Source organism: Enterobacter hormaechei ATCC 49162, from assembly GCF_001875655.1.
GTDB lineage: Bacteria > Pseudomonadota > Gammaproteobacteria > Enterobacterales > Enterobacteriaceae > Enterobacter > Enterobacter hormaechei.
Genome location: NZ_MKEQ01000001.1, coordinates 2404058 through 2430484 on the forward strand (window position 1 = coordinate 2404058; position 26427 = coordinate 2430484).

Annotated in this window: 29 protein-coding genes; 9 read left to right on the top strand and 20 right to left on the bottom strand. The window is 55.4% G+C overall.

What is annotated here, in order from left to right:
* The first annotated feature begins 4 nt into the window (after positions 1 to 4).
* Positions 5 to 667 (top strand): iron-sulfur cluster repair protein YtfE, encoded by a 663-nt coding sequence (gene ytfE, locus BH712_RS12015; RefSeq protein WP_006810367.1) that lies wholly within the window; start codon positions 5 to 7, stop codon positions 665 to 667.
* An 86-nt stretch (positions 668 to 753) separates the two neighbouring features.
* Here the strand turns inward: ytfE and cycA are convergent, their stop codons facing one another.
* Positions 754 to 2163, bottom strand: coding sequence for a D-serine/D-alanine/glycine transporter (gene cycA, locus BH712_RS12020; RefSeq protein WP_006810368.1), 1410 nt, complete (start codon positions 2161 to 2163; stop codon positions 754 to 756).
* Between the two features lie 315 nt (positions 2164 to 2478).
* Complete coding sequence (gene bamJ, locus BH712_RS12025) at positions 2479 to 3099, bottom strand: BamJ family beta-barrel-assembly machinery protein (protein ID WP_008502892.1); 621 nt, start codon at positions 3097 to 3099, stop codon at positions 2479 to 2481.
* 231 nt (positions 3100 to 3330) lie between these two features.
* On the opposite strand from bamJ, the gene BH712_RS12030 reads away from it, so the two are divergent.
* Positions 3331 to 3969: an OapA family protein gene (locus BH712_RS12030; protein ID WP_032673691.1), complete on the top strand. Its 639-nt coding sequence runs from the start codon at positions 3331 to 3333 to the stop codon at positions 3967 to 3969.
* 46 nt (positions 3970 to 4015) lie between these two features.
* Here BH712_RS12030 and BH712_RS12035 read toward each other — a convergent pair whose 3' ends face one another.
* From BH712_RS12035 to rpsF, 5 genes are all read right to left on the bottom strand, one after another.
* Positions 4016 to 4945, bottom strand: coding sequence for a DMT family transporter (locus tag BH712_RS12035; protein ID WP_032673692.1), 930 nt, complete (start codon positions 4943 to 4945; stop codon positions 4016 to 4018).
* 152 nt (positions 4946 to 5097) lie between these two features.
* The gene (gene rplI, locus BH712_RS12040) at positions 5098 to 5547 is read right to left on the bottom strand and encodes a 50S ribosomal protein L9 (protein WP_006810372.1); all 450 of its coding nucleotides are present in this window, start codon (positions 5545 to 5547) and stop codon (positions 5098 to 5100) included.
* 41 nt (positions 5548 to 5588) lie between these two features.
* Positions 5589 to 5816: a 30S ribosomal protein S18 gene (rpsR, locus tag BH712_RS12045; protein WP_000135199.1), complete on the bottom strand. Its 228-nt coding sequence runs from the start codon at positions 5814 to 5816 to the stop codon at positions 5589 to 5591.
* A gap of 4 nt (positions 5817 to 5820) precedes the next feature.
* Positions 5821 to 6135, bottom strand: a complete 315-nt coding sequence (gene priB / locus BH712_RS12050) for a primosomal replication protein N (protein ID WP_003856035.1) — start codon at positions 6133 to 6135, stop codon at positions 5821 to 5823.
* A 6-nt stretch (positions 6136 to 6141) separates the two neighbouring features.
* The gene (gene rpsF / locus BH712_RS12055) at positions 6142 to 6537 is read right to left on the bottom strand and encodes a 30S ribosomal protein S6 (protein ID WP_003856034.1); all 396 of its coding nucleotides are present in this window, start codon (positions 6535 to 6537) and stop codon (positions 6142 to 6144) included.
* A gap of 342 nt (positions 6538 to 6879) precedes the next feature.
* On the opposite strand from rpsF, the gene yjfY reads away from it, so the two are divergent.
* Positions 6880 to 7155: a DUF1471 family protein YjfY gene (yjfY, locus tag BH712_RS12060; protein ID WP_006810373.1), complete on the top strand. Its 276-nt coding sequence runs from the start codon at positions 6880 to 6882 to the stop codon at positions 7153 to 7155.
* 133 nt (positions 7156 to 7288) lie between these two features.
* On the opposite strand, the gene BH712_RS12065 is transcribed toward yjfY, so the two are convergent.
* From BH712_RS12065 to ulaA, 6 genes are read right to left on the bottom strand one after another with little or no spacing between them, the layout of a single operon-like run.
* On the bottom strand, positions 7289 to 7975 hold the full coding sequence (locus BH712_RS12065; protein ID WP_006810374.1) for an L-ribulose-5-phosphate 4-epimerase: 687 nt from the start codon (positions 7973 to 7975) through the stop codon (positions 7289 to 7291).
* On the bottom strand, positions 7968 to 8828 hold the full coding sequence (locus BH712_RS12070; RefSeq protein ID WP_006810375.1) for an L-ribulose-5-phosphate 3-epimerase: 861 nt from the start codon (positions 8826 to 8828) through the stop codon (positions 7968 to 7970). Before BH712_RS12070 ends, BH712_RS12065 begins: the two co-directional genes overlap by 8 nt.
* Before the next feature lie 9 nt (positions 8829 to 8837).
* Entirely contained in the window at positions 8838 to 9488 is a 651-nt protein-coding gene (gene ulaD / locus BH712_RS12075; protein WP_006810376.1) for a 3-keto-L-gulonate-6-phosphate decarboxylase UlaD, read from the bottom strand.
* 12 nt (positions 9489 to 9500) lie between these two features.
* Positions 9501 to 9968 carry a PTS ascorbate transporter subunit IIA gene (gene ulaC / locus BH712_RS12080; protein WP_006810377.1) on the bottom strand — a complete coding sequence of 156 codons (468 nt, stop codon included), beginning with the start codon at positions 9966 to 9968 and terminating at the stop codon, positions 9501 to 9503.
* A 9-nt stretch (positions 9969 to 9977) separates the two neighbouring features.
* Entirely contained in the window at positions 9978 to 10283 is a 306-nt protein-coding gene (gene ulaB, locus BH712_RS12085) for a PTS ascorbate transporter subunit IIB (protein ID WP_003856022.1), read from the bottom strand.
* Positions 10284 to 10295: 12 nt separating this feature from the next.
* Positions 10296 to 11696, bottom strand: coding sequence for a PTS ascorbate transporter subunit IIC (gene ulaA / locus BH712_RS12090; RefSeq protein WP_006810378.1), 1401 nt, complete (start codon positions 11694 to 11696; stop codon positions 10296 to 10298).
* Between the two features lie 359 nt (positions 11697 to 12055).
* On the opposite strand from ulaA, the gene ulaG reads away from it, so the two are divergent.
* Positions 12056 to 13120 (top strand): L-ascorbate 6-phosphate lactonase, encoded by a 1065-nt coding sequence (gene ulaG / locus BH712_RS12095; RefSeq protein ID WP_006810379.1) that lies wholly within the window; start codon positions 12056 to 12058, stop codon positions 13118 to 13120.
* Positions 13121 to 13230: 110 nt separating this feature from the next.
* The gene (gene ulaR / locus BH712_RS12100; RefSeq protein ID WP_003856014.1) at positions 13231 to 13986 is read left to right on the top strand and encodes an HTH-type transcriptional regulator UlaR; all 756 of its coding nucleotides are present in this window, start codon (positions 13231 to 13233) and stop codon (positions 13984 to 13986) included.
* On the opposite strand, the gene yjfP is transcribed toward ulaR, so the two are convergent.
* Complete coding sequence (gene yjfP / locus BH712_RS12105; RefSeq protein ID WP_006810380.1) at positions 13983 to 14705, bottom strand: esterase; 723 nt, start codon at positions 14703 to 14705, stop codon at positions 13983 to 13985. The genes ulaR and yjfP overlap by 4 nt on opposite strands.
* A gap of 137 nt (positions 14706 to 14842) precedes the next feature.
* Between yjfP and bsmA the strand changes: the two genes are divergently transcribed.
* From bsmA to BH712_RS12120, 3 genes are all read left to right on the top strand, one after another.
* Entirely contained in the window at positions 14843 to 15172 is a 330-nt protein-coding gene (gene bsmA, locus BH712_RS12110; RefSeq protein WP_003856011.1) for a biofilm peroxide resistance protein BsmA, read from the top strand.
* A 148-nt stretch (positions 15173 to 15320) separates the two neighbouring features.
* Positions 15321 to 15596, top strand: coding sequence for a DUF1471 family protease activator YjfN (gene yjfN, locus BH712_RS12115; RefSeq protein ID WP_006810381.1), 276 nt, complete (start codon positions 15321 to 15323; stop codon positions 15594 to 15596).
* 170 nt (positions 15597 to 15766) lie between these two features.
* Positions 15767 to 17698, top strand: a complete 1932-nt coding sequence (locus tag BH712_RS12120) for a methyl-accepting chemotaxis protein (protein ID WP_006810382.1) — start codon at positions 15767 to 15769, stop codon at positions 17696 to 17698.
* Here BH712_RS12120 and BH712_RS12125 read toward each other — a convergent pair.
* On the bottom strand, positions 17695 to 19317 hold the full coding sequence (locus BH712_RS12125) for an isovaleryl-CoA dehydrogenase (RefSeq protein WP_006810383.1): 1623 nt from the start codon (positions 19315 to 19317) through the stop codon (positions 17695 to 17697). The genes BH712_RS12120 and BH712_RS12125 overlap by 4 nt on opposite strands.
* A 195-nt stretch (positions 19318 to 19512) precedes the next feature.
* Between BH712_RS12125 and BH712_RS12130 the strand changes: the two genes are divergently transcribed.
* Positions 19513 to 20787, top strand: a complete 1275-nt coding sequence (locus tag BH712_RS12130) for an MFS transporter (protein WP_006810384.1) — start codon at positions 19513 to 19515, stop codon at positions 20785 to 20787.
* A gap of 91 nt (positions 20788 to 20878) precedes the next feature.
* On the opposite strand, the gene rlmB is transcribed toward BH712_RS12130, so the two are convergent.
* The 5 genes from rlmB to BH712_RS12155 all read right to left on the bottom strand — a co-directional run bounded on the left by rlmB (position 20879) and on the right by BH712_RS12155 (position 26373).
* The gene (gene rlmB / locus BH712_RS12135) at positions 20879 to 21610 is read right to left on the bottom strand and encodes a 23S rRNA (guanosine(2251)-2'-O)-methyltransferase RlmB (RefSeq protein WP_006810385.1); all 732 of its coding nucleotides are present in this window, start codon (positions 21608 to 21610) and stop codon (positions 20879 to 20881) included.
* 63 nt (positions 21611 to 21673) lie between these two features.
* Positions 21674 to 24115 carry a ribonuclease R gene (rnr, locus tag BH712_RS12140; protein ID WP_032673693.1) on the bottom strand — a complete coding sequence of 814 codons (2442 nt, stop codon included), beginning with the start codon at positions 24113 to 24115 and terminating at the stop codon, positions 21674 to 21676.
* Between the two features lie 38 nt (positions 24116 to 24153).
* Entirely contained in the window at positions 24154 to 24579 is a 426-nt protein-coding gene (gene nsrR / locus BH712_RS12145) for a nitric oxide-sensing transcriptional repressor NsrR (protein WP_006810387.1), read from the bottom strand.
* A gap of 193 nt (positions 24580 to 24772) precedes the next feature.
* Positions 24773 to 26071 carry an adenylosuccinate synthase gene (locus tag BH712_RS12150; protein ID WP_032673800.1) on the bottom strand — a complete coding sequence of 433 codons (1299 nt, stop codon included), beginning with the start codon at positions 26069 to 26071 and terminating at the stop codon, positions 24773 to 24775.
* A gap of 104 nt (positions 26072 to 26175) precedes the next feature.
* Positions 26176 to 26373, bottom strand: coding sequence for a DUF2065 domain-containing protein (locus BH712_RS12155; RefSeq protein ID WP_003855996.1), 198 nt, complete (start codon positions 26371 to 26373; stop codon positions 26176 to 26178).
* Between the last annotated feature and the right edge of the window lie 54 nt (positions 26374 to 26427).

Below are 26427 nucleotides of genomic sequence, written 5' to 3' on the forward strand. Positions count from 1 at the left end.
TGCTATGGCCTTCCGCGACCAACCCTTAGGCGAGCTGGCGCTCTCCATCCCTCGCGCTTCTGCGCTGTTCCGTAAATACGATATGGATTACTGCTGCGGCGGTAAGCAAACGCTGGCGCGCGCTGCGTCGCGAAAAGAGTTGAATGTAGAGGTTATCGAAGCAGAACTGGCTCAGCTGGCTGAACAGCCTGTCGATAAAGACTGGCGCACCGCGCCGCTGACTGAAATCATCGACCACATCATCGTGCGTTACCACGACCGTCACCGCGAACAGCTACCGGAGCTGATTTTGCAGGCGACCAAAGTGGAACGCGTTCACGCCGATAAACCTTCCGTACCGCGCGGTCTGGCGAAATACCTGACCATGCTGCACGAAGAACTTTCCAGCCACATGATGAAAGAGGAGCAGATCCTCTTCCCGATGATCAAGCAGGGCATGGGCAGCCAGGCCATGGGGCCTATCAGCGTGATGGAAAGCGAACATGATGACGCTGGCGAACTGCTGGAAGTGATCAAACACACCACCAACAACGTCACACCGCCGCCAGAGGCGTGCACCACCTGGAAAGCCATGTACAACGGCATCAACGAGATGATCGACGATCTGATGGAACACATCAGCCTTGAGAATAACGTTCTGTTCCCGCGCGCATTGGCTGATAAATAAAAAAGCCCGGTGGCGCTAGCGCTTACCGGGCCTACAAGGTCCTCGAACGTAGGCCGGGTAAGCGTCATCGCCACCCGGCAACATGCTTAACGCATGCCTGCCATACGTTTCTTACCGATAAACATCCAGCCCAGCCCCAGCGCGATAAACCACAGCGGGGTGACAATCAGCGCCTGTCGGGTATCGTCTTCCAGCGTCAGGAGCACCAGCACGAAGACGAAGAACGCCATGCACACCCAGCACATCAGCTTGCCCAGCGGCATCTTGTAGATCGACTTCTCATGCAGGTGTGGACGCTGTTTGCGGTACACCAGGTATGAGCACAGGATGATGGTCCAGACGAACATGAACAGGATCGCCGACACCGTGGTGATCATGGTGAATGCGCCGATGACGCTCGGGTTGACGTAAAGCATCACCACGCCGCCCAGCAGGCAGATGCAGGAGAAGGTCAGCCCTTTCGCTGGTACAGCGCGTTTAGACAGTTTGGCAAACGCGCTCGGGGCAACGCCCTCCTGCGCCAGACCGAACAGCATACGGCTGGTTGAGAACACGCCGCTGTTCGCGGAAGAGGCCGCAGAGGTCAGCACCACGAAGTTAATCAGGCTCGCCGCCGCAGGCAGCCCCACCAGTACGAACAGCTCAACGAACGGACTCTTAGTTGGCACCACCGAACTCCACGGCGTCACGGACATGATGATAATCAGCGCAAAGACGTAGAACATGATGATACGCAGCGGAATGGAGTTGATGGCGCGCGGCAGGGATTTCTCCGGATCTTTGGTTTCCGCCGCCGTGGTGCCCACCAGCTCAATCCCCACAAATGCAAACACCGCAATCTGGAAACCGGCAAAGAAACCGCTGATACCTTTCGGGAACCAGCCGCCGTCATTCCACAGATGGGCAAACGAAGCCTGAACACCGGTCGGCGACTGGAAGTGCGTCAGCACCATCACCAGCCCGACGACAATCAGTGCGACGATGGCGACGATTTTGATCATGGCGAACCAGAACTCCATCTCACCGAACATTTTAACGGTGGCGAGGTTAAGGCTCAGCAGCAGAACAATCACCGCCAGCGAGGCCACCCAGTCCGACAGACCGGGGAACCAGAATTGAGCGTAGGCCGTAATAGCGACAACATCCGCCATGCCGGTAACCACCCAGCAGAACCAGTAGGTCCAGCCGGTAAAATAGCCCGCCCACGGACCGAGCAGGTCTGACGCGAAGTCACTGAAGGATTTGTATTCGAGATTCGAGAGCAGCAATTCACCCATTGCTCGCATCACGAAAAAGAGCATAAAACCGATGATCATGTAAACGAAGATGATCGACGGGCCGGCAAGACTGATGGTTTTGCCCGATCCCATAAACAGCCCGGTGCCGATGGCTCCCCCAATGGCAATAAGCTGTATATGACGGTTTGTGAGATTACGCCGTAGCGACTGTTCAGACGTCGCCTCTTCTGCGGCGGCGACTTTGACCTGATCTACCATGTTATATTTTCCTGTTTATGCCTGTCTGTGTTGTTAAGGCTCTTCTGGCCTTTAAATACGCCAAATAAATGACGGACCCTGTGTAAGGGCATATCGATAGTAGGTAAGAATCGGCGGGATGAATACTATGATTTGAATATTATGTTAATAATATGTTGAAAGTGAGTGTCATATCACTCATACAGCGCGAAACAGCTCACAAAAATACACGTAACAGTTTCGTTTGCAATACAAAATGTTGATTCCGTCGTAACTCTAGGTTTTATCACTCTTTTCCTCTCCCCGGACCGGAGAGAGGAAAATAAGAAATTCCGATTACAGGATTTCCAGCAGCTCGACTTCAAACACCAGGGTGCTGAATGGCGGAATGGACGCACCAGCGCCACGCTCGCCGTAAGCCAGGTTATGCGGGATAGTCAGTTCCCATTTGGAACCTACTGGCATCAGGGTCAGGGCTTCGATCCAACCCGCGATAACGCCGTTGACCGGGAATTCAGCCGGTTCGCCACGCGCAACGGAGCTGTCGAACACAGTACCGTCGATCAGCTTACCGGTGTAGTGCACGCGAACGTGGTCGGTACGCGCCGGGATTGCGCCATCACCCTGATTGATTACGCGGAACTGCAAGCCGGACTCGGTGCTGTTCACGCCTTCACGCTCACGGTTCTCTTCCAGATATTTCACGCCTTCTGCCGCCATCTCTTCGAAACGCGCGCGACGTACTGCGTCAGCACGTTCATGGATTTCACGCAGCGCACGGTGCACAACGTCAACCGGCACAGCAGGCTGCTTGCCTTCCAGCGCATCAGCGATACCCGCCACCAGCGCTTCCGGTAACAGACCTTCCAGGCCGGATTCGCTCAGTTGCTGTCCTACCTGCAAGCCGATGCCGTAGCTTGCCTGCGCTTCGATAGTGTCAAAAGTCGGGGTGGTCATGGGGTTTCCTTCCATCACATTTAAAGTAGCGGGCAGCATATCAGCCATGCCCTTATGGGTAAAACTTTGTCTGAAGTAAAGGTGACAAACTGCGACGAAACGGAAACAATAGTAGCCGTCAGGATTTTCCCAAATATATGTCACGAAAGCTGGCTTTGTTACGCCCATCAGGCAGTTAGCAAACTACACTTCTCAGGACAGGATAAAAAGACGCGGAGCAGGAGGAGAGCCATGCCCGGGCGATTTGAACTGAAACCTACCCTGGCGAAAATCTGGCATGCGCCGGATAACTTTCGCATCATGGACCCGCTGCCGCCTTTGCACCGCAGAGGCATTATCATCGGCGCGCTGCTGATCGTCATCGGCTTCCTGCTTCCTTCCGGCAGTGACAACGTTGATACCGCGCCGGTCAGCCGGAATGCTGAGCTGGATATCCAGTCGCAAAGCCAGCCGCAGCCTGATTCACAGCCGATGCAGACGCAGCTGGTCACGCCATCTAACGATCCGGGCCAGGTTGCGCCGGTTGAACCTGAACCCGTTCAGGAAGATCAGGAGCAGGCCGCCGCCCCTTCAGCGCCACAGGCGCAACAGCCCACCGGCATTGAGCAGCAGTGGCGTTCGTATCGCGTAGAGCCAGGGAAAACCCTTGCCCAACTGTTCCGCGATCACAATCTGCCCGCCACGGATGTGTATGCCATGGCGCAGGTCGAAGGGGCAGGCAAACCGCTGAGCAATCTGCAAAATGGTCAGATGGTGCAAATCCGCCAGAATGCCAGCGGCGTGGTAACCGGGCTGACGATTGACACGGGGAATGGCCAGCAGGTGCTGTTTACCCGTCAGCCGGACGGCAGTTTTATCAGAGCACGTTAAGGGCCCAGGCCGGGTAAGGCGAAGCCGCCACCCGGCACTGTTGTTCTCAGGCACGCCGCTTATTCACCCACCAGATCCCCGAGCAGACCAGCACCAGCGCAATCGCGTATTTGATGTCCAGAATGTTTTCGCCGAGGAAGATGGCGGAAAGCACCGTCCCTGCTACAGGAATGACAAAGTTGAACGGGGCAATCATACTCACGCGGTTCACTTTCAGCAGCGCGCTCCACAGGGCGAACGCCACGGATGAGAGCAGCGTAAGATACCCCAGCACGGCGACGGCCTTCATGCTGTGCACTTCCAGCGTCCCGCCCGTGGCATAGCCGCCCGCCAACAGTACCGCCCCGCCTATCCCCAGTTGCCAGCCCGTCATCACCGTCGGGTCCACGGTCTGGGAAATGCGTTTCCCGTAAAGCGTGGCGGCAGAGAGAACAAAGGCTGCCAGCACCACAAATCCGTCTCCTTGCCAGACAAACTGGAAATCACTTAATCCGCTGTGGAAGTTCACCAGCATCACCCCGGCAAAGCCGAGAACACAACCCAGCGTTTTGTTATAGCTGAGCTTGTCATTATGGTAGATAAAGTGCGCCAGCAGCACGCTGAAGAAGGTGCCGGTGGCATTCATGATGGAGCCGTTCACCCCGGTCGTGTAGGCCAGGCCGATATAAAAGAAGGTGTACTGGATGGTGGTCTGGGTCAGCCCGAGGATCGTGAGCTGGCCATACTGCGTTGGCGTGAGCCTGCCAATCGGTTTTCGTTGGGCAAGGGCAAAAAGCAGCAGCAACGCACCGGCAAACAGAAAACGGTATCCGGCAAAAACGACTTTGGAGGGGATATCGTCGGTCGCGATCTGAAAGAGTTCGTAGCCACTTTTAATGGCCGGGTATGAGCTTCCCCAAAGCAGACAGCAGAGCGTGGCGCAGGCATAGGCCACATGTCGACGGGCAAAGACGGGCGTGGGCAGAGCGGTATCCATGACGACTCTCATAAATAAAATTGCGTTTCAATTTATTATCAGAGAATGCGTGAGGAATAGCGACCTTACAAGCACAAAAGATGATGCAGGGTCACGCTAAAAAGCAAAACGCCGGCACAAGGCCGGCGCTTCGACGTGAGCAGAGTAAAAAATTACTCAGCTACTACGTTAACAACCAGTTTAGCGAACACTTCGCTGTGAACCTGGAAGTCAACTTCGTGCTCACCAGTGGTACGCAGAACGCCGTTCGGCATGCGAACTTCGCTCTTAGCCACTTTAACGCCTGCCGCAGTAACTGCATCAGCGATATCGCGGGTACCGATGGAACCGAACAGTTTACCTTCGTCGCCAGCTTTAGACGCGATAGTAACGGTGCCCAGTGCGTTGATTGCTTCAGCGCGAGCGTTAGCAGCCGCCAGAACGTCAGCCAGTTTGGCTTCCAGTTCAGCACGACGTGCTTCGAAAAACTCTACGTTTTTCTTAGTAGCTGGAACAGCTTTACCCTGTGGAACCAGGAAGTTACGAGCGTAACCCGCTTTAACGTTTACCTGATCACCCAGGCTGCCCAGGTTTGCTACTTTATCAAGCAGAATAACTTGCATTACCTTATCCTCTTAAAGTCGTATTAATGGACCGTGCCCGATTACTGATGACGATCAGTGTACGGCAGCAGAGACAGGTAGCGAGCGCGTTTGATAGCGCGAGCCAGCTGACGCTGATATTTTGCACGAGTACCGGTGATACGGCTTGGGACAATCTTACCGCTTTCGGTGATGTAGTTTTTCAGCGTTGCGATATCTTTATAGTCGATCTCTTGAACGCCTTCCGCGGTGAAACGGCAGAACTTGCGACGACGGAAATAACGTGCCATATGGCTAGTCTCCAGAATCTATCAAATCAATCTGCTCGGCATGCAGAACCATTTTGCTCAGGCCGTTCTTTGCCTTGTGGCAAGAGATGAACCCCTGAACGATTACTGCGCTACCGACCGTTAAACTGTGAGTAATGGCCTGGTTTTCGTGTCCGCTAATAATAACGGGCATTTGGCACCACGCCTGCCGGTGAAACCCGGCTTCCTCTTGCACAGAACGATGCTCAAGCACGAACTGGCAATGCGGAATTCCTGATGGGCTGACCTTTCGAAGGGGGGTCCTGCACACGGTGCCGGACAACACCAGACGGTTGGTCATCAGAAATTACTCTTCAGAATCCCCAGCATCAGAATCATCTGCGGTTTCGTTTGCGAAATCATCGCGACGCTCACGGCGCTCGTCTTTCGCTTTAACCATCGGAGATGCTTCGGTCACTGCGTGTTTGGTACGCATAACCATGCTGCGGATAACGGCATCGTTGAAGCGGAAGGTAGTTTCCAGCTCATCGATCACTTCCTGCGGAGCTTCAACGTTCATCAGAACGTAGTGAGCTTTGTGCAGTTTGTTGATCGGGTAAGCCAGCTGACGGCGGCCCCAGTCTTCCAGACGGTGGATCGTGCCTTCTGCACCAGTGATGGCAGCAGAGTAACGCTCGATCATACCCGGAACCTGTTCGCTCTGGTCAGGGTGGACCATAAAAACGATTTCGTAATGACGCATCGAATTGCTCCTTACGGATTATTCAGCCTCCTGTCTGGGTCAGCCGAGGCCCGGGGAGGCAAGGAACGTGTTAAAGGTCGGCTGAAAAATTGACGCGTCATAATACTTGCGCGCCCCCGGAAACTCAAGCCGATCGCACAAATAATTCGCACAAAGGGTAAAGCTGTTCTAAGTGGGTGATTTAAAATCGCTCGTATCTGAAGCGCTGTTTTTTTGAACAACACCATCAGAAATGGTCATCCATCGCAATCAGAGTAGCGATTACACTTTAATCAGAACCCCGAGAAACAGAGAAGGAGAGCATTACCCCGTATCACAGCACGCAGTCGTGGAGCGCAAATCATGAAAAGAATCGCAACCGCCATTTTGGCTGCGCTTTTGCTCAGTGCAAACGCGATGGCAGCCATCAAGATAGACAGCCGACAGGCCAGAAACATGGATGATGTGCAGAGCTTAGGCGTTATTTACATCAATCATAACTTCGCCACTGAAAGTGAAGCAGATCAGGCGCTTAATGAAGAAACCGATGCACAGGGCGCGAAATATTATCACGTCATACTGACACGCGAGCCCGGGAGCAATGGCAATATGCACGCCAGTGCAGATATTTACCAGTAACGCTTATCGCCAGCACCAGGAAAGCCAAATAAAATCAAATTAATATATAACTCGCCCCCTGCCCGGGGGCTTTTTTATGAATGGCTCCGGAATACCACCGGTTACAACTGTTTCGGTATTCCAGAGCACTTATTCACTTCTGCCCGTAATAAGCATTCGGGCCGTGCTTACGCATGAAATGCTTGTTCATCAGGTAATCATCGATGCCCTGAAGCTGTGGGTTAATGCCGCGCGCAATCCACGCCATTCGAGCCACCTCTTCCATGACCACCGCGTTATGCACGGCGTCATGCGCATCTTTACCCCAGGAGAACGGCCCGTGCTGATACACCACAATACCTGGTGTATGCAGTGGTTCCGTCTCACCCAGCGTTTCGATAATGACTCTGCCGGTGTTAAGTTCGTACTCGCCTTCGACCTCAGCCTGCGTTAACGCTCGCGTGCAGGGAATATCGCCAAAGAAGTAATCCGCATGCGTCGTGCCCAGCGCCGGGATTGCCAGCCCTGCCTGTGCCCAGGCGGTGGCGTGCGTGGAGTGGGTATGCACGACCCCGCCAAGGGACGGGTAACGCTGGTACAGCGCCAGATGGGTTGCCGTATCTGAAGAAGGACGCCATTTGCCTTCAACGACGTTTCCTTCAAGATCAACCACCACCATATCGTCCACGTTCATGGCGTCATAGGCCACGCCGCTCGGCTTAATCACCACCAGCCCCTGCTCGCGATCGATGGCGCTTACGTTGCCCCAGGTAAACGTCACCAGACCATAGCGCGGGAGATCCATATTGGCCTCAAAGACCTGCTGTTTCAGCTTAAGCATGTTCCGCCTCCATCAGGCCTGCCCGTGCCATGCGCTCGCGCACCCAGTCTCGTGCTTTCGCCACTTCTGCCGCCGGGTCGTCCGCGGTTTCACTCCACATCTCAATCAGGTAAGGCCCGCAATAACCTGTCTGTTTGAGCGTCTGGAAACACCGTTCGAAATCCACCACCCCGGTGCCGAACGGAACGTTTTTAAACACGCCGGGACGGGTATCTTTGACGTGTACCGCCACGATATGCCCGATGCCCGCCTGTAGCTCCATCTGTACGTCGTTATCCCATGCCGACAGGTTGCCGATATCCGGATAAAGCTGGAACCACGGGTTGTTCAGATAGTGCGCGTAGCCCAGCGCCTTGCTGATGGAGTTCATCAACGGATAATCCATGATCTCCATCGCCAGCGTCACCTGCGCACGGCTTGCCATCTCAACGCTCTCTTTCAGGCCGTCACGAAAACGACGACGCGTTTCATCGTTGGCTTCCTGGTAGTAAACATCATACCCGGCGAGCTGGATCACGCGGATGCCGACATCCTGTGCAAAGCGAATGGCTTTACGCATGATCTCCAGCCCTTCGGCGCGTACGGCGTCATCTTCGCTGCCAAGCGGAAAACGACGGTGAGCACTCAGGCACATGGATGGCACGCGCACGCCGGTTTCGGCAATGGCGCTCACCAGCGCCAGACGCTGTTCGCGACTCCAGTCAAGGCGAGCAAGCCGCTCGTCCGTCTCATCCACCGACATTTCGACAAAATCGAAACCCAGCTGCTTCGCCAGCTGTAACCGCTCCAGCCAGCACTCCCCCGCAGGGAGTGCCTTTTCATAGATGCCAAGCGGGACCTGTTTTGACAACATACCCGCTCCTTAGCCCCAAAGCTGAGCGATTGAGCGTTTGAACTGACGCGCCGCTTCCACCGGAGATTCCGCGTCGCGAATGCTGCGGCCAGCAATAAAGACGTGGATTGGAATACCTTTGAACAGCGGCAGATCTTCCAGCGCCAGGCCACCGGTGACGGTCACTTTGAAACCCATATCCGCCAGGCGTTTAATCGCGCTGATATCGGCTTCGCCCCACGCCACGCCTGCGGCCTGCGCATCACGGCTGCGGTGATACACCACCTGCTGTATACCCGCGTCGCGCCACTCCTGCGCCTGCTCCCAGGTCCAGAAACCGGTCAGTTCAATCTGCACGTCGCCGTTGAACTCTTTTGCCACGTCCAGCGCGCCTTTGGCGGTGTTGATATCCGCACAGCAGATCACGGTGACCCAGTCGGCGTTGGCTTCAAAGCACATGCGGGAAAGGATTTTGCCCGCATCAGCGATTTTGGCATCCGCCAGCACGATTTTATGCGGATAGAGCGCCTTCAGGTCACGAACCGCACGAACGCCTTCGCCCACGCACAGAATGGTACCGACTTCGATGATGTCCACCTCTTCCGCAATCAGACGGGTGGTTTCGTAAGCGTGAGACAGAGTCTGGTTATCCAGCGCGACCTGCAACATTGGTAATGACATTTTCAATTCCTCTTAAACGGCCGCCGCAGTGGCGTTATCAATTAAATCCAGCACGTCCTGCGCGGTACGGCAGGCGCGTAAACGGTCAAAGTTGGCTTCGTCCTCAAACAGATTGACGATCTGCATGATCCCCACCTCCTGGTGGGTGTTGGCATCGACAGCCGCCATGGTGATCAGAATGTCGACCGGGTCGTTATCTTCGTGGTTGAACACCAGTGGTTTTTTCAATGTCACCAGCGCAAAACCGGTTTTCTTGACGCCTTCTTCCGGACGGCCATGCGGCATAGCCAGCCCCGGGGCAATCACAAAATAGGGTCCAAACTGCGCCACGCCATCCAGAATGGCCTGGTAATAACGCGGCTCGACAACGTCCGCCTTAACCAGCAGGTCCACGCTCAGCTTCACCGCTTCCTGCCAGGTGCTGGCTTCGGCCTGTAAAAGGATGGAGTTATTCTCTGCCAGCGAATCACGTAGTTTCATGTGGCGTCCTCACTTCACGTCTTGTGGGAAGTGTTCTTTGATCACTTCCAGCAGTTTTGGCCCAAAATCCGCAGGCGACAGCATATTGCGTACGCCTACCACATATTTGTTCCCCGAGACGCTAATCTCACCGGCAATGTGCGTTGAGGCGATGATGATGTCCGCGCCGTTCAGTTCACTTTTGTATTCACCCACTGCGCAGCTGTTCACCGTGTGGTCAATGTTTGACTGGGTTAAAAACTGATCCACTTTCATTTTCATGATCATGGAGCTTCCTTGCCCATTGCCACACACAGCCAGGATACGTACGGTCATAATCGAAACTCCTTAGTGAGCAGAAACTTCTGCTGTTTGTTTTTCCGCATCTTCTTCAGCTCGCAGCGAACGGCCAGCGAAGAACATATAAGTCAGTGCAATCAGGATGATGACGGCCATAAAGACCAGCCCGACGGACGCAAAGCCCTGCATCATCGGCGGCGCCAGGATTGACCAGTCCGCCATGCCCATCCAGGCGCTCATGCCGGTGAGCTTGACCGCCCACACGCACCCGAAGATTTCAACCATGCCCATCACCAGGCAGATCTTGAGCGCCGCGCGCCATCCGCCGAAGTGGTTAGCAAACACGCCGATAGTGGCATTGGAGAAGAACATCGGGATAAAGCCAGGAATAATCAGGATTGAGGAGCCGCAGCCCACCAGGATGCCGACCGCAATCAGCTGGCCGATGGTGCCCCACATAAAGCCCCAGACGACGGCGTTTGGCGCAAAGCTATAGATAGCCGCACAGTCAATCGCCAGCACCGCGCCAGGGATCAGACGCTGGGAGATGCCGTTGAAGGCCTCGGACAGTTCGGCGACAAACATACGCACGCCCTGGGTGATGATGAAAATCGCTACCGCGAAGGAGAAACCGGTTTGCAGGATATAGACCGTCCAGTGGGTTTTACCCGCCATCGCCTGCACCACGTCAATGCCAAAGGAGAGCAGGATGGCACCGAAGAAGATAGTCATCACAATCGCCGTGGAGACGATGTTGTCGTGGAAGATATTCAGCCAGCCAGGCAATTTGAGGTCTTCAACGCTCTCCTCTTTTTTACCCAGGTACGGCGCAACTTTATAAGCAATCCAGGAGGCGAACTGCTGCTGGTGACCGATGGAGAAGCCGCAGCCGTCAGTGACGTCCTGCGTTGGCTTATACATCATGTTGGAGGTGATGCCCCAGTAAAGCGAGACCAGCACTGCCGTGCAGATGACCGTGGTCCACATTGGGTAGCCGAAGATATAGAGAGAAACCGCAATCAGCCCCGCCTGCTGGAACATGATGTGCCCGGTGAGCATGATGGTGCGAATACCGGTGATGCGGCGCAGGAGCACGTAAATGATGTTCAGCGCCAGCGCGAGCAGTACCGCATACCCAACCCAGCTGTACGCATCTCCCATGCGATCGATGGTGGCCATCATAGACGCGTAAGTGTCAGAGATGGCGCCGTTAATGCCGTACACCTCGGACATTTTGGCAACGACCGGCTTAAACGTGCTGGTCAGAATGCCAGACCCCGCCTGCAACAACATAAAACCAATGATGGTTTTGATGGTGCCTTTGATAATCACGCTGACGCTTTTGCGCAGCAGGATGTACCCCAGGCACGTCACGATACCCAGCAACAGCGGGGCGTTGGTCATTACCTGATTAAAGAAAACGGTAAAGACGTTGTAGAGGATCTCCATAACTCTCTCCAGAAAATGAGAACACGAGGGGCAATCCCTGTGTGGTTGGTGCCCTCACTCTATTAATCACAAATAATCATCACAAGATTGCATTTGATTATTTGTGACGCATCACGCAATTTATTTCCACGCTGTTAGTAATGATTTTCACTACCGTTCCAGTCCAATAAATAAATTCTTAATATTCATACAATTAACTATAGATAGCGGTTATCTTAACAACGTCATGACGTTTTTTCTGTGATGTGACGAGGGGAATTTTCCGTAAGATAGCCATTGCAAATCGGTTCAAAGAGTGACAGCATTAATCACAACAAATCACAGCATGATTACTTTTGATTAAACCCAGGAGTCAAACGATGAGTAAAGTGAAAACCATCACCCGTGAATCATGGATTCTGAGTACCTTTCCGGAGTGGGGCAGCTGGCTGAACGAAGAGATCGAGCAGGAACAGGTTGCTCCTGGCACATTTGCGATGTGGTGGCTGGGCTGCACCGGCATCTGGCTGAAATCAGAAGGTGGCGCCAACATTTGCGTTGATTTCTGGTGCGGCACCGGCAAACAGAGCCATGGTAATCCGCTGATGAAAAAAGGCCACCAGATGCAGCGTATGGCTGGCGTGGAAAAACTTCAGCCGAACCTGCGCACCACGCCTTTTGTGCTTGATCCTTTTGCCATTCGCCAGATCGACGCCGTTCTCTCTACCCACGATCACAACGATCATATCGACGTGAACGTGGCGGCAGCGGTCATGCAAAACTGCGCGGACGACGTACCGTTTATCGGGCCACAGACCTGCGTGGATTTGTGGATTGGCTGGGGCGTGCCAAAAGAGCGCTGCATCGTGATGAAGCCAGGCGACGTGGTGAAAATCAAAGACATCGAAATTCATGCGCTGGATGCCTTTGACCGTACCGCGCTGATCACCCTGCCAGCCGACCAGAAAGCCGCAGGCGTGCTGCCAGACGGCATGGACGAGCGCGCGGTGAACTACCTGTTCAAAACGCCTGGCGGTTCCCTGTATCACAGCGGCGACTCCCACTACTCCAACTACTACGCGAAGCACGGTAACGAGCACCAGATTGACGTGGCGCTGGGATCCTACGGTGAAAACCCGCGCGGGATCACCGACAAAATGACCAGCGCGGACATGCTGCGCATGGCCGAAGCGTTGAACACCAAAGTGGTGATCCCGTTCCACCACGATATCTGGTCAAACTTCCAGGCCGACCCGCAAGAGATTCGCGTCCTGTGGGAGATGAAAAAAGACCGCCTCAAGTATGGCTTCAAGCCGTTCATCTGGCAGGTTGGCGGCAAGTTCACCTGGCCGCTGGATAAAGACAATCTTGAGTACCACTACCCGCGTGGTTTCGATGATTGCTTCACGATTGAACCAGACCTGCCGTTCAAGTCCTTCCTCTGATTCCGAGGCTCCATCGCCAGACCCTGCGTCTGGCGATGTCATTTTTATTTTAGTAATTTCACGCTATTTCAAATATCATCTTTTCAAATCAATTCTTATCGGAATAGCTCATGACGGAAGCGCAACGGCATCAAATTTTACTGGAACTCCTGGCGCAAACAGGGTTTATCACCGTCGAGAAAGTGATCGAACGTTTAGGGATCTCCCCCGCCACCGCGCGGCGGGACATCAACAAGCTGGATGAGAGCGGCAAACTTAAAAAAGTCCGCAACGGCGCAGAGGCCATCAGCCAGCAGCGCCCACGCTGGACGCCGATGAACATCCACCAGGCGCAGAATCACGATGAAAAGGTGCGGATTGCCAGAGCGGCATCACAGCTGGTCAATCCTGGAGAAAGCGTGGTGATCAACTGCGGTTCGACGGCGTTCTTACTGGGCCGCGAGATGTGCGGCAAGCCGGTGCAAATCATCACCAACTATTTGCCGCTGGCCAACTATCTCATTGACCAGGAACATGAAAGCGTGGTGATCATGGGCGGCCAGTACAACAAGAGCCAGTCCATCACCCTGAGCCCGCAGGACAGTGAAAACAGTCTCTACGCCGGGCACTGGATGTTTACCAGCGGCAAAGGCCTGACGGCAGATGGCCTGTATAAAACCGATATGCTTACCGCTATGGCAGAGCAGAATATGCTTAACGTGGTGGGCAAGCTGGTGGTGCTGGTCGACAGCAGCAAGGTCGGTGAACGCGCTGGCATGCTTTTCAGCCGCGCCGAGCAAATCAGCATGGTGATCACCGGCAAAAACGCTAACCCCGAGATCCTCAGCAAGCTGGAGGATCAGGGTGTCACGGTGCTGCGCGTTTAAAGGTGTTGACGGAAGAATTCCACGGTTGATTCCAGCGCTGCCGGCGTAATACGGTGCCGGACGCCAGCTCCCCACAGGCAGGTCAGATTGCTGTCCAGCCCTTCACGCTGTAGCGCCTGTTGCAGACGGAACGTTTCGCCGGGCGGTACAACGTCGTCGGCGTCGCCATGCCACAGCAGCAGCGGACGATCGGCCAGTTGCGCAAGCGCATGGCTGACGTCCCATTCAGACAACAGGGCTTCAATCTCCTGAGGGGCCTGCGGCGGGAACAGCGTCTTTGCCAGTGACGTAAAGTAGCCCGATCCCATCAGGCAAGCCACGGACGTCACCTCCGGATGCCTGGACATGATCCCCAGCGCCGTCATTCCTCCCATTGATGCCCCAGCGACCGCCAGCCGTTTCCCCTCCACCAGCCCGGCCTGTAAGAGCGCGTCACGCAGCCCGGCAAACTCCGTCAGATTGCCGTGCAGCGTTTGCCAGAACAGCCCCAGCCGCGCCTGCTCATCGCCCGTAAAGCGTGCCCCATGATTCGGCGCATCCGGCATGACCACCCGGAAACCGGCCTGCGCCAGCGCGACGGCAAAATAGCTGTAGACCAGCTTCGAGGAGAGAAAGCCATGATAGAAAACTACCGTGGGCAGCGGCTGCTCACCTTTACCAGCCGGGAAAGCATGGATGATCTCATGCTCACTCAGCTGGTGAGTTTCAATTTCAATCATTGTCGATCCTGTGCTGATGAATGATTCATAATGTTGAGAGCTGGATTACGGTTTCACGATATTTTCATTCGAAATCTACGTCCCAGATAACACTTCGGGAACATTCCCCCAAAACTAAATTCGCAGACAACTACACTATGGCTATCAGGAAAAGAGACAGGTTTATGCGCAGGCTTACCGCTTTATTGCTGGTCTCACTGCTCAGCGGATGTTCCGTATTGCAGGGTACGCCAGAACCGGCGCCGCCGGTTACCGATCATCCTCAGGAAATTCGTCGTAATCAGACAGAAGGATTACAACGCCTGGGTACCGTATCCGCGATGGTTCGTGGTTCACCGGATGATGCAGAAGACGCAATTGAAGCACAGGCCGTTGCCGCAAAAGCAGATTATTACGTCATCACAATGATTGATGAAACCATTATTACGGGACAGTGGTACGCGCAGGGCATTTTGTACCGGAAATAATCATCATCATTTGAATGACCTTTACACTGCTTTGCGTCCGTAGACATTTTCCTGTCCACAATAAACTCCATGCCAGCGACAATGGAAATGAGTTTATTCGCGAAGGATTGCCCGGCGGATACCGGAGACACGTGAAAAGGAGCTGACGATGAAACGAACCCTTGCTTTAACGACGCTAATGCTTTCAGCGGGCCTGCTGAGCACCACGGCGCAGTCGGCCGAATTTGCCAGCGCGGATTGCGTCACGGGCCTGAACGAGATTGGTCAGATCTCCGTCAATAATATCACGGGGAGTCCGCAAGACGTTGAACGTGTCGTCGCCCTGAAGGCCGATGAACAGGGCGCATCCTGGTATCGCATCGTCCAGATGCAGGAAGATCACCATGTAAATCACTGGCGTGTGCAGGCCATTCTGTATGCATAATCCCTTCTGATAAAAGCCACTTAATTTTAGTGGCTTTTCACTTTTGCAAATTTTTTATCCCTCACAAAACCAAATAAAAACAAAAGCGTAACATCCAGTTACATTAAACAGATAAACGTTCTCTCCGCTCTGCCGTTGAACAGCCATCACTTTTCAATAATGAGCAATTTATGATCACCTTTTTCCGCCGGGCAGGTCTGGGCACGAAGCTATCGCTGCTAACAGGTGCGAGTGTCGCCACGCTTTTTTTGCTGTTCACTTTCCTGTTGAGCCATAACGCTAGCCAGCAGCTTGAAGATCTTGCGGTTGAAGACCTGCATAATCAATCCACCGGCATGGTGGATATGGTGCAAATGTTCAACACCAGCCTGAGCGAAGAGGTTGAAAGCTATACCCGTCTGTTCACCACCTTTTTGCCACAGCCGCTGACCCGCGACAGCAGCCAGAGCCGGACCATAAACGGGCTTACCGTTCCTCTGCTGAAAGGCGGCGAAACGGTGTTGCATGAAAACAATACGCTTTCTGATGACTTCCTGAGCCGTACGGGGGCCATCTCGACGCTGTTTGTCCGTAGCGGTAACGATTTTATCCGCGTGGCTACATCGCTGCGTAAAGAGAATGGCGACCGCGCCATCGGAACCGTTCTTGATACCACCAGCCCGGCATTTGCGGCTGTCACCAGAGGGGAGGTCTATCGTGGCCTCGCGCTGTTGTTCGGCAAGCGTTATATCACGCAGTACCAGCCTGTTAAGAATGCGGAAGGTCAGGTTATCGGGATTATCTTTGTCGGCGTGGACATCACCCATTCGTGGAACGTCATGCGCGAGAAAATCCTTAACCGTCGTCTGGGCGAGAGCGGCCACTTCTTTGTGCTGGACCGCAGCAACGGCAAAACGCGCGGACAGTATCTGTTCCATGCCAGCGAAGAGGGCAAACTGCCCAACTGGGACACGGCGACACAGCAGCAGCTACTGAGTGATAAGGCAGGTACGCTGGAACGCGTGAGCGCGGATGGCCGTACGCTCAAGGTGGCCTACACGCCGCTGCCGGGCTGGAACTGGACCATCGTGGGTGAAGTGGATAAAGCCGTACTGCTTTCAAGCGTCACTACGCTGCGCGATCGCTTCCTGATGGCAGGCGTGGTGTTATCCGCGCTCTTCGCAGGCCTGTTCGTGATCCTCATTCGCCGGATGCTAACCCGTCCGCTGCGCGCGGTGATCGCACTTGCCCGGCAGTATGCCGCAGGCGATCTGCGCGCCAGCCTGCCGGTAACCCGCCAGGATGAAGTCGGGCAGCTGATTGACGCCATCAACGGGATCGGGGGCGGCCTGCAAAAAATTGTGTTGCAGGTCCGCGAGGCCGCAAGCGAGATCCATCTGGGAACTAACGCGCTGGCTTCAGACACCGGGGAGATCTCTGAGCAGATCAACAAGCAGGCCAGCAGCGTTGAGGAGACCTCCGCCAGCATGGAGCAATTAGCCGCTACCGTGCAGCAAAATGCTGCCAACATGGAACAAACGCAGCAGTTGGTGGGTGAAACCTCGCGCGCGGTACATCAGGGTGGAGAGACGGTGACTCACGCTGTCTCTACCATGGATGATATTCGCGACGCATCGAAACGCATTGAAGACATCACCCGCGTGATTGAGTCCATCGCCTTCCAGACCAACATTCTGGCGCTCAATGCGGCGGTTGAAGCGGCGCGAGCGGGCGAGCACGGCAAAGGCTTCGCAGTGGTGGCGCAAGAGGTGCGCGCCCTGGCGGCACGCAGCGCCAACGCGGTAAAAGAGATTGAACAGCTGATTGGCGACACGCTGAACAAGGTGAGCGAAGGCCATGCGCTGTCTGAGCAGACGCGTCTGGCGATGGATGCCATCATTGTTCATATCGATAACATCAGCCAGCTTGTCACCGGGATCAACCACGCCTCCCGCGAGCAGTCTGCGGGGATTGGCCAGGTGAATCTGGCGATGACGCACATCGGTGAGGCATCGCACATCAATGCCGATCGCATCTCACGCAGCGAGCAAACGGCACAGACGCTGCGCGAGAAGGGGTCACATCTCACCCGTCTGGTGAGCCTGTTCCAGCTGAAAGCTTAACCGACCCGGCCCGTGGCGCGCAGCAGCAGGTCGTTTTGCACCTGCTCGCTCATCAGCGTACCGCCGCGGGTATCCAGCATCATGCGGCACCACGCCTGCGCCACGGGCGGCGATGCGTGCCGCAGCATCTGGCTTCCGGCCCCCAGCAAAAAGAGCTGCTGCGCAATCTCCCTGCCCTGCGCTTCCTGCGGTTTACGCAGCTTCTGCTGTAGCTGCCGCCAGCTGCGATCGAAGTGTCTGTCCTGGCCTTTTACCTGCGCAAAATCCTCGGTGAGCAGGTCGAGAATGCCCGACTGCTTCGCCAGCACGCGCAGAACATCCAGGCACATAATATTGCCGGAGCCTTCCCAGATGCTGTTGACGGGCATTTCACGGTACAACCGCGGAAGCTCACTCTCTTCGCAATAGCCTGCGCCGCCCAGCACCTCCATCGCCTCTGCCACAAACGGTATACCCGCTTTGCAGATGCTGTATTTTGCCGTCGGGGTGAACAGCCGCGCCCATGCAGCTTCCTGCGGATCGGTGCGGTTGTCCCACGCCCGGGCGAGTCGGAACAGCAGTGCCGTATGCCCCTCCAGCATCAGCGCCATACGGCTTAGTACCTCGCGCATTAACGGCTGGTCAATCAGATTTTTGCCGAAGGTCTGCCGCTGATGGGCATGATAAAGCGCCACCGAGAGCGCACGCCGCATCAGTCCGTGGCTGCCAAGCGCGCAGTCAAAGCGCGTCAGCCCGCCCATCTTCAGAATTTGCCGGACGCCTTCCCCCTCTTCGCCCAGCAGCCAGCCGGACGCATCAAGGAACTCCGCCTCACTGCTGGCATTTGAGCGGTTGCCGAGCTTGTCCTTCAGACGTTCAAGACGCACGGCGTTACGTTGCCCGTCGGGTAAGAAACGCGGGACAAAAAAGCAGGACAGCCCACCTTTCGCCTGCGCCAGCACCAGATGCGCATCACTTTGCGGTACGGAGAAAAACCATTTGTGGCCCACCAGCCGGTAGTGGCCATCGCTGCATTTCTCTGCTTTGGTGGTATTGCTGAGCACGTCTGAACCGCCCTGCTTTTCCGTCATCCCCATGCCGATCAGCAGGCCGCGCTTTTGCGCCCCCGCCGCGAGATGGGGATCGTAACGATCGCTCATCAGTGGCGTTAACCAGTCATGGAACGGTTTGGGCAGCGATTGTTGTAACAGCGGCGTGGCGGCGAAGGTCATGGTCACCGGGCAGAGCGTTCCCGCCTCCACCTGAGCATGAAGCACAAAACGTGCGGCCCTGGCGACGAACGCGCCTTTCCGCGCTTCCTCCTCCCACGCCAGGTTGTGTACCCGGTTGGCGCAAAGCCCCTGCATCAGAAGATGCCATGCCGGATGAAACCGGACGTCATCCAGCCGCTCTCCCGTGGCGTCATAACGCAGCAGTTCCGGCGGGTTAACGTTCGCCAGCCTGCCCAGCTCCAGCGACTCTGCCGTACCCAACTGTTGTCCGATACTGGCAAGAAGATCCATATCCCACTCAGCCCCTTCGCGCACCACCGCATCACGCAGGGCGCAATCCGAGAGAAAAAGGTTGCTGTTCGATAGCGGTGCAGGTTGATTAAAAACGGTATGTGTCTGCCAGTGCATGCTGTCTCCCTCCTTTCATTGGCACTAAAGGTAAGTATGGACAGAGGGCATGCACGCTGCATGGGAGGGGGGTCACACGATGACGATCGTGTTGATATCATTCGTGAAATAGCTCACAGAACATAAGAATAAACTATTTCATTACTTCACTAATGCTGAATAATTTATTCTTACCCCGTTTTTGTGAGGATCGTTATGCAACAGGATGCGCACAAGCGTGCATTAATTGCAGGCTCCATCGGTAATTTTATCGAGTGGTATGAATTTGCGGTCTACGGTTTTCTGGCAACGGTAATTGCCAGAAATTTCTTCCAGCTTGAGGGGGAAGCGGAGCTTACCAGCCTGATCCTCACCTGGGCCTCGTTCGCCATCGCTTTCTTCTTCCGCCCGCTGGGTGCAGTGGTCTTTGGCCGCATTGGCGACAGGATTGGCCGCAAACCGACGCTGATTATTGTGCTGGTATTGATGACGCTCGCCACCGCTGCCATCGGCATTGTACCGGTCTACGCCAGTATCGGGATTGCCGCGCCGCTGATCGTGACGCTCCTGCGTATTCTACAAGGACTGTTCGCGGGCGGTGAGTATGGCGGTGCGGTCTCGTTGATGACGGAGTTCGCCCCGCGCGGCAAGCGCGGTCTTTACGGGGCATGGCAGTCCTTCACCGTGGCGCTCGGGCTGTTAGCGGGCGCAGGCATTGTCGCGTTGCTCTCTGTTCTTCTTTCCCCTGAAGCCCTGCACGACTGGGGCTGGCGTATTCCGTTCTTCCTGGCGCTGCCGATGGGGGCGGTCGCGCTATGGCTGCGGGTAAGCATGGAAGAAACGCCGAGCTTTGTTAAGCAACAGGAAAAACCGGTTGTGACCCAGGCCAGCACCGCCGCCACGTTCAAAACCATCCTGATGGGCATTGGCCGCGTGATAGTCTGGTCTGCGGCGGGTTATACCTATCTGGTGATTATGCCGACCTATCTGCAATCTGCGCTGCATACCGGTTCTAACCAGGCGCTGCTGATTGCGGTGATTTCAAACATTGGGTTTGCGCTCACGATCATTCCGTCGGGCATGCTGAGCGACAGGATCGGGCGGCGAACGGTGATGATTATCGCCACCGTGCTCCTGCTGATCCTCGCCCTGCCGCTGCTGAAAATTTTGCAGGCGGAGTCCAGCACGCTGGCGGTCAAAGCGATTGTGGTGCTGATTGCGGGCGGTCTGGTAGGAATGCTGGCAGGGCCAGGGCCAGCCATGCTGTCTGAGATGTTTCCGACGCGCGTGCGTTATACCGGGCTGGGGCTGGCCTATTCTCTGTCGAATGCAATCTTCTCCGGCTGTGCGGGGCTGATTATTACCGGGCTGATTAAAGAGACGGGCAACCTCGATATTCCGGCGTATTACGTGATGGCAACGGCGGTGGTGAGTATTTTCGCGCTGATGACGCTGAGAAAGGATGACCATTTGCGGTCACTGGAGGAGTGAAGTTAATGCCCGGTGGCGCTACGCTTACCGGGCCTACGGTACCGTGCCTTTGTAGGCCGGGTAAGGCGAAGCCGCCACCCGGCACCACAATCTACCCCCGCTGACGCACCGCTTCAAACAGGCAGATACCCGTCGCAACAGAAACGTTCAGGGACGATACGCTGCCCGCCATCGGGATGCTGATCAGCTCATCGCAGTGCTCGCGCGTCAGACGACGCATGCCTTCACCTTCCGCACCCATCACCAGCGCCATACGGCCGGTCATTTTGCTCTGGTACAGGGTGTGATCCGCTTCACCGGCTGTTCCCACGATCCAGATATTCTCTTCCTGCAACAGACGCATGGTGCGCGCCAGGTTGGTGACGCGGATCAACGGAACGTTTTCCGCCGCGCCGCAGGCCACTTTTTTAGCGGTAGCGTTCAGCTGCGCGGAGCGATCTTTCGGCACAATCACCGCATGCACGCCTGCTGCATCGGCGCTACGCAGGCACGCGCCGAGGTTGTGCGGGTCGGTTACGCCATCGAGGATCAGGAAGAACGGGTTATCCAGCTCAGCGATCAGATCGGGCAGATCGTTCTCCTGATACTGACGGCCCGGCTTCACGCGCGCGATAATGCCCTGGTGTACAGCACCTTCGCTTTTCTCATCCAGATACTGGCGGTTCGCCAGCTGGATCACTACGCCCTGCGCTTCCAGCGCGTGGATCAGCGGCATCAGACGTTTGTCTTCACGCCCTTTCAGAATAAAAACTTCCTGAAAACGCTCCGGCGCGCGCTCCAGCAGGGCCTGCACCGCGTGGATGCCGTAAATCATTTCACTCATTGATGATTCTCATAATAAATATTTTCCCTCTCCCGTTGGGGAGAGGGTCAGGGTGAGGGGAAATTACTCCGCCTGCTGTTTCTTCGCCGCACGCTTCGCTTTGGTCGCGGCCGCTATTTTTTGAGTCTTAGTCGACGGTTTTTTCGCTTTTCGGGCGTCTTTTTTCGCCGCCTTGGGCTTTTGCTTCTTCTCGCCACGGAAAGCGCTGTCTGGCTCAAAGTTTACTCTTTTACCTGCCTGACGTCGCTTGCCGCCCGCTTTAGCGTTGCCGCCTTTTTTCGCTTTCTCACGCTCGGTTTTCCCGACGTTACGCGGCGCGCGCTCGCTGGAGATGAGGCTGAAGTCGATTTTACGGTCGTCCATATTCACGGCTTCAACCTTCACTTCTACCCGATCGCCCAGACGGTAGGTCTGGCCGCCGGATTCGCCGATCAGACGTTGTCCGACCTGGTCGAAGCGGTAGTAATCGTTATCGAGGCTGGAAACGTGCACCAGACCGTCGATAAACAGCTCATCCAGACGAACGAAGAAACCAAAGCCGGTGACGCTGGCAATCACGCCTTTAAAGACGTTACCCACCTGATCCAGCATAAAGTCACACTTCAGCCAGTCCGCCACGTCGCGCGTCGCTTCATCCGCACGACGCTCGGTCATGGAACAGTGCTGGCCCAGTTGCAGCATCTCTTCCATGGAGTAGTGATACCCCCCGGTTTCTGTCGTGTTGCCTTTGTGACCCTGCTCGTGCGCCAGCAGATACTTGATAGCACGGTGCAGGGACAGATCCGGATAACGGCGGATCGGCGAGGTAAAGTGCGCGTAAGACTGCAACGCCAGACCAAAGTGGCCCCGGTTTTCCGGATCGTAAATCGCCTGCTTCATGGAGCGCAGCAGCATGGTTTGCAGCATTTCCGCGTCAGGACGATCGCTGATCGATTCCAGCAGCTCGGCGTAATCGCGTGGTTCAGGCTTATTACCGCCAGGCAGCTCCAGACCGAGTTCAGCCAGCACGGAGCGGAACGAGGTCACAGCTTCCGTGGTTGGCTTGTCGTGAATACGGAACAGCGCAGGCTCTTTGGCTTTCTCAACGAAACGTGCCGCCGAGATGTTCGCCAGGATCATACACTCTTCAATCAGCTTGTGCGCATCGTTACGCTGGGTCTGTTCAATGCGCTCGATACGACGCTCAGCGTTGAAGATGAACTTCGCCTCTTCACTCTCAAACGAGATCCCACCGCGCTCTTCGCGCGCCTGATCCAGCGTTTTATAGAGGTTGTGCAGTTCTTCGATGTGTTTGACCAGCGGCGCGTACTGCTCGCGCAGATCCTGGTCGCCCTGCAACACATGCCAGACCTTGGTGTAGGTCAGGCGCGCATGGGAACTCATTACCGCTTCGTAGAACTTATAGCCCGTCAGACGTCCCTTGCTGGAGATGGTCATTTCGCAGACCATACACAGGCGGTCCACCTGCGGGTTGAGGGAACACAGGCCGTTAGAGAGCACTTCTGGCAGCATCGGTACAACCTGCGACGGGAAGTAGACCGACGTACCGCGGCTGCGCGCTTCGTTATCCAGCGGCGTGTGCGGACGCACGTAATAGCTCACATCAGCGATGGCCACCCACAGACGCCAGCCGCCACCGCGTTTTTTCTCGCAGTACACGGCATCATCAAAGTCGCGGGCGTCTTCACCATCAATGGTAACCAGCGGCAAATCGCGCAGATCCACGCGTCCTGCTTTGGACTCTTCAGGCACTTCTTCGCGCAGGTTTTCAATCTGATCTTCCACCGCTTTCGGCCAGACGTACGGAATTTCATGAGTACGCAGCGCCATATCGACGGCCATACCGGTGCCCATGTTATCGCCCAGCACTTCGACGATTTTACCTACCGCTTTGGTGCGACGGGTTGGGCGCTGGGTGAGTTCGACCACCACCACAAAGCCCATGCGCGCGCCCATCACCTCTTCAGGCGGGATCAGGATATCGAAACTCAGACGGCTGTCGTCCGGCACCACAAAGCCTACGCCCGCATCAGTAAAGTAACGGCCCACAATCTGGCTGGTTTTTGGCACCAGCACGCGGACCACGCGCGCTTCGCGGCGGCCTTTACGGTCTGCACCCAGCGGCTGCGCCAGGATCTGGTCGCCGTGGATACACATCTTCATCTGTTCGGATGAGAGGTACAGGTCGTCCTTACGGCCTTCCACGCGCAGGAAACCAAAACCATCACGGTGACCAATAACGGTACCTTTCAGCAGGTCGAGGCGTTCTGGCAGCGCGTAGCACTGGCGGCGGGTAAAGACCAGCTGCCCGTCGCGCTCCATGGCGCGCAGGCGGCGGCGAAGGGCTTCAATTTGCTCTTCACCTTCAATGTTTAATTCAACGGCAAGTTCTTCACGATTGGCGGGTTTTTCGCGTTTTGTTAAGTGTTCAATGATGAACTCGCGGCTGGGGATAGGATTCGCGTATTTTTCGGCTTCGCGTTCCTGGAAAGGATCGTGTGACATGTCGGTTCCTCCGTTGTCAGCTCCGGTGGAAATTTTCTTCATTCCACCAGCAATAATTTATAAAGCGGTTGATTCTCTTCAACCAAATCGGCCAGCGTGTAGTTATCCAGTTCCTTGAGAAAACTTTGCACGGCCGTTGAAAGCGCCTGTTTCAGGCGGCATGCGGGCGTAATGTGGCAGAACGCGCTGCTACAGTTCACCAGAGAGAGAGGCTCCAGTTCACGTACCACATCGCCAATACGGATACTCTGTGCCGGTTTACCGAGACGGATCCCTCCATTCTTCCCGCGGACGGCAGCAACGTATCCGGCACGACTAAGTTGATTGATTATTTTGACCATATGATTACGGGACACACCGTACACCTCTGTGACTTCAGAGATGCTGGTCATCTTCCCATCGGGTAACGACGCCATGTAAATCAGCGCGCGTAAGCCGTAATCGGTGAAACTTGTTAACTGCACATCAACCTCAGGAAAAAAGGGAAAACGCGGTCAAACCGCAGAGATATTCATTAATGATGATAAACCAGCCAGATAGTTAGCGGCTAATTTATTTGACAGACGGGGCGAAAAAGCGGAGATCCAGGAGCGGTCGCCGGATGGCGCTACGCTTATCCGGCCTACGGGTCTCCCCGCAGGCCAGCAGTCACGAAGATTATGCGTCGAACGGGTCGCGCAGGATCATCGTTTCAGTACGATCCGGGCCGGTAGAAATAATATCGATCGGCACTTCGGTCAGTTCTTCGATGCGCTTGATGTAATCCAGCGCCGCCTGCGGCAGACCGCTACGCTCTTTCACACCGAAGGTGGTCTCAGACCAGCCCGGCATGGTTTCGTAGATTGGCTCAATGCCTTCCCAGTCGTCAGCTGCCAGCGGAGTGGTGGTCACTTCGCGGCCATCTGGCATACGGTAGCCTACGCAGATTTTCACTTCTTTCAGACCGTCCAGCACGTCCAGCTTGGTCAGGCAGAAACCAGACAGGGAGTTGATCTGTACTGCGCGACGCACGGCAACGGCGTCCAGCCAGCCGGTACGACGACGACGACCGGTGGTCGCGCCAAACTCGTTACCCTGCTTGCACAGGAACTCGCCGGTTTCATCAAACAGCTCGGTCGGGAATGGACCTGCACCCACGCGAGTGGAGTACGCTTTGATGATGCCCAGAACGTAATCGACATAACGCGGGCCCAGGCCGGAGCCGGTTGCCACGCCACCTGCGGTGGTGTTAGAAGAGGTTACGTACGGATAGGTACCGTGGTCGATGTCCAGCAGCGTACCCTGCGCGCCTTCGAACATGACGAAATCGCCACGCTTGCGCGCCTGGTCCAGCAGATCGGACACATCAACAACCATACCGGTCAGAATGTCGGCAATCGCCATGACGTCATCCAGCACTTTCTGGTAGTCAACGGCTTCGGCTTTGTAGAAATTCACCAGCTGGAAGTTATGATATTCCATCACTTCCTTCAGTTTTTCAGCAAAGGTCGCTTTGTCGAAGAGATCGCCCACGCGCAGACCGCGACGTGCAACTTTATCTTCGTAAGCCGGGCCGATACCACGACCGGTGGTGCCGATCGCTTTCGCGCCACGCGCTTTTTCACGCGCCACGTCCAGTGCCACATGATAATCCAGGATCAGCGGGCAGGCTTCGGAGAGCAGCAGACGCTCACGAACAGGGATACCACGGTCTTCCAGACCTTTCATCTCTTTCATCAGCGCAGCGGGAGACAGCACAACGCCGTTACCGATGATGCTGGTGACGTTTTCGCGAAGAATGCCTGATGGAATAAGATGGAGGACGGTTTTTTCACCGTTGATTACGAGAGTATGGCCTGCGTTGTGACCGCCCTGGTAGCGTACAACATATTTAGCCCGTTCAGTCAGAAGATCAACAATCTTCCCTTTACCTTCGTCACCCCATTGGGTGCCCAGTACGACGACGTTGTTACCCATTTTTTTCAAAATCACCGTTTGCTTAAAAATGGATTCTACCATCGCTTTTTCAGATATACAGCACTTTTTGACCCTAAAATATGCCGATTGCGGTTAGTTTTTGATCAGCCAATCGTTTTCCTCAACATGTAGTAGATAACGATACCCGCAACCACAAGACCACCGCCAAAACGACGCAAAATATTATCCGGCAGTTGGCTCATCGTGGCGATCATTCGACGCCATGCGCGGGGATAGAGCATCGGGCCGAGGCCTTCCAGCACCAGAACCAGGGCCAGCGCAAGCCAGATCGTGGAATTCATTTTTCATCCTCATAAAAGAAAACCACCGCTCCGTGGGGAGCGGTGGTTTGAATA

What these genes read in the sequence shown, in the direction of transcription:
- ytfE (WP_006810367.1), top strand. Translation starts at nt 5, where the DNA reads ATGGCCTTCCGCGACCAACCCTTAGGCGAGCTGGCGCTCTCCATCCCT.
- cycA (WP_006810368.1), bottom strand. Translation starts at nt 2,163, where the DNA reads ATGGTAGATCAGGTCAAAGTCGCCGCCGCAGAAGAGGCGACGTCTGAA.
- bamJ (WP_008502892.1), bottom strand. Translation starts at nt 3,099, where the DNA reads ATGACCACCCCGACTTTTGACACTATCGAAGCGCAGGCAAGCTACGGC.
- BH712_RS12030 (WP_032673691.1), top strand. Translation starts at nt 3,331, where the DNA reads ATGCCCGGGCGATTTGAACTGAAACCTACCCTGGCGAAAATCTGGCAT.
- BH712_RS12035 (WP_032673692.1), bottom strand. Translation starts at nt 4,945, where the DNA reads ATGGATACCGCTCTGCCCACGCCCGTCTTTGCCCGTCGACATGTGGCC.
- rplI (WP_006810372.1), bottom strand. Translation starts at nt 5,547, where the DNA reads ATGCAAGTTATTCTGCTTGATAAAGTAGCAAACCTGGGCAGCCTGGGT.
- rpsR (WP_000135199.1), bottom strand. Translation starts at nt 5,816, where the DNA reads ATGGCACGTTATTTCCGTCGTCGCAAGTTCTGCCGTTTCACCGCGGAA.
- priB (WP_003856035.1), bottom strand. Translation starts at nt 6,135, where the DNA reads ATGACCAACCGTCTGGTGTTGTCCGGCACCGTGTGCAGGACCCCCCTT.
- rpsF (WP_003856034.1), bottom strand. Translation starts at nt 6,537, where the DNA reads ATGCGTCATTACGAAATCGTTTTTATGGTCCACCCTGACCAGAGCGAA.
- yjfY (WP_006810373.1), top strand. Translation starts at nt 6,880, where the DNA reads ATGAAAAGAATCGCAACCGCCATTTTGGCTGCGCTTTTGCTCAGTGCA.
- BH712_RS12065 (WP_006810374.1), bottom strand. Translation starts at nt 7,975, where the DNA reads ATGCTTAAGCTGAAACAGCAGGTCTTTGAGGCCAATATGGATCTCCCG.
- BH712_RS12070 (WP_006810375.1), bottom strand. Translation starts at nt 8,828, where the DNA reads ATGTTGTCAAAACAGGTCCCGCTTGGCATCTATGAAAAGGCACTCCCT.
- ulaD (WP_006810376.1), bottom strand. Translation starts at nt 9,488, where the DNA reads ATGTCATTACCAATGTTGCAGGTCGCGCTGGATAACCAGACTCTGTCT.
- ulaC (WP_006810377.1), bottom strand. Translation starts at nt 9,968, where the DNA reads ATGAAACTACGTGATTCGCTGGCAGAGAATAACTCCATCCTTTTACAG.
- ulaB (WP_003856022.1), bottom strand. Translation starts at nt 10,283, where the DNA reads ATGACCGTACGTATCCTGGCTGTGTGTGGCAATGGGCAAGGAAGCTCC.
- ulaA (WP_006810378.1), bottom strand. Translation starts at nt 11,696, where the DNA reads ATGGAGATCCTCTACAACGTCTTTACCGTTTTCTTTAATCAGGTAATG.
- ulaG (WP_006810379.1), top strand. Translation starts at nt 12,056, where the DNA reads ATGAGTAAAGTGAAAACCATCACCCGTGAATCATGGATTCTGAGTACC.
- ulaR (WP_003856014.1), top strand. Translation starts at nt 13,231, where the DNA reads ATGACGGAAGCGCAACGGCATCAAATTTTACTGGAACTCCTGGCGCAA.
- yjfP (WP_006810380.1), bottom strand. Translation starts at nt 14,705, where the DNA reads ATGATTGAAATTGAAACTCACCAGCTGAGTGAGCATGAGATCATCCAT.
- bsmA (WP_003856011.1), top strand. Translation starts at nt 14,843, where the DNA reads ATGGCTATCAGGAAAAGAGACAGGTTTATGCGCAGGCTTACCGCTTTA.
- yjfN (WP_006810381.1), top strand. Translation starts at nt 15,321, where the DNA reads ATGAAACGAACCCTTGCTTTAACGACGCTAATGCTTTCAGCGGGCCTG.
- BH712_RS12120 (WP_006810382.1), top strand. Translation starts at nt 15,767, where the DNA reads ATGATCACCTTTTTCCGCCGGGCAGGTCTGGGCACGAAGCTATCGCTG.
- BH712_RS12125 (WP_006810383.1), bottom strand. Translation starts at nt 19,317, where the DNA reads ATGCACTGGCAGACACATACCGTTTTTAATCAACCTGCACCGCTATCG.
- BH712_RS12130 (WP_006810384.1), top strand. Translation starts at nt 19,513, where the DNA reads ATGCAACAGGATGCGCACAAGCGTGCATTAATTGCAGGCTCCATCGGT.
- rlmB (WP_006810385.1), bottom strand. Translation starts at nt 21,610, where the DNA reads ATGAGTGAAATGATTTACGGCATCCACGCGGTGCAGGCCCTGCTGGAG.
- rnr (WP_032673693.1), bottom strand. Translation starts at nt 24,115, where the DNA reads ATGTCACACGATCCTTTCCAGGAACGCGAAGCCGAAAAATACGCGAAT.
- BH712_RS12150 (WP_032673800.1), bottom strand. Translation starts at nt 26,071, where the DNA reads ATGGGTAACAACGTCGTCGTACTGGGCACCCAATGGGGTGACGAAGGT.
- BH712_RS12155 (WP_003855996.1), bottom strand. Translation starts at nt 26,373, where the DNA reads ATGAATTCCACGATCTGGCTTGCGCTGGCCCTGGTTCTGGTGCTGGAA.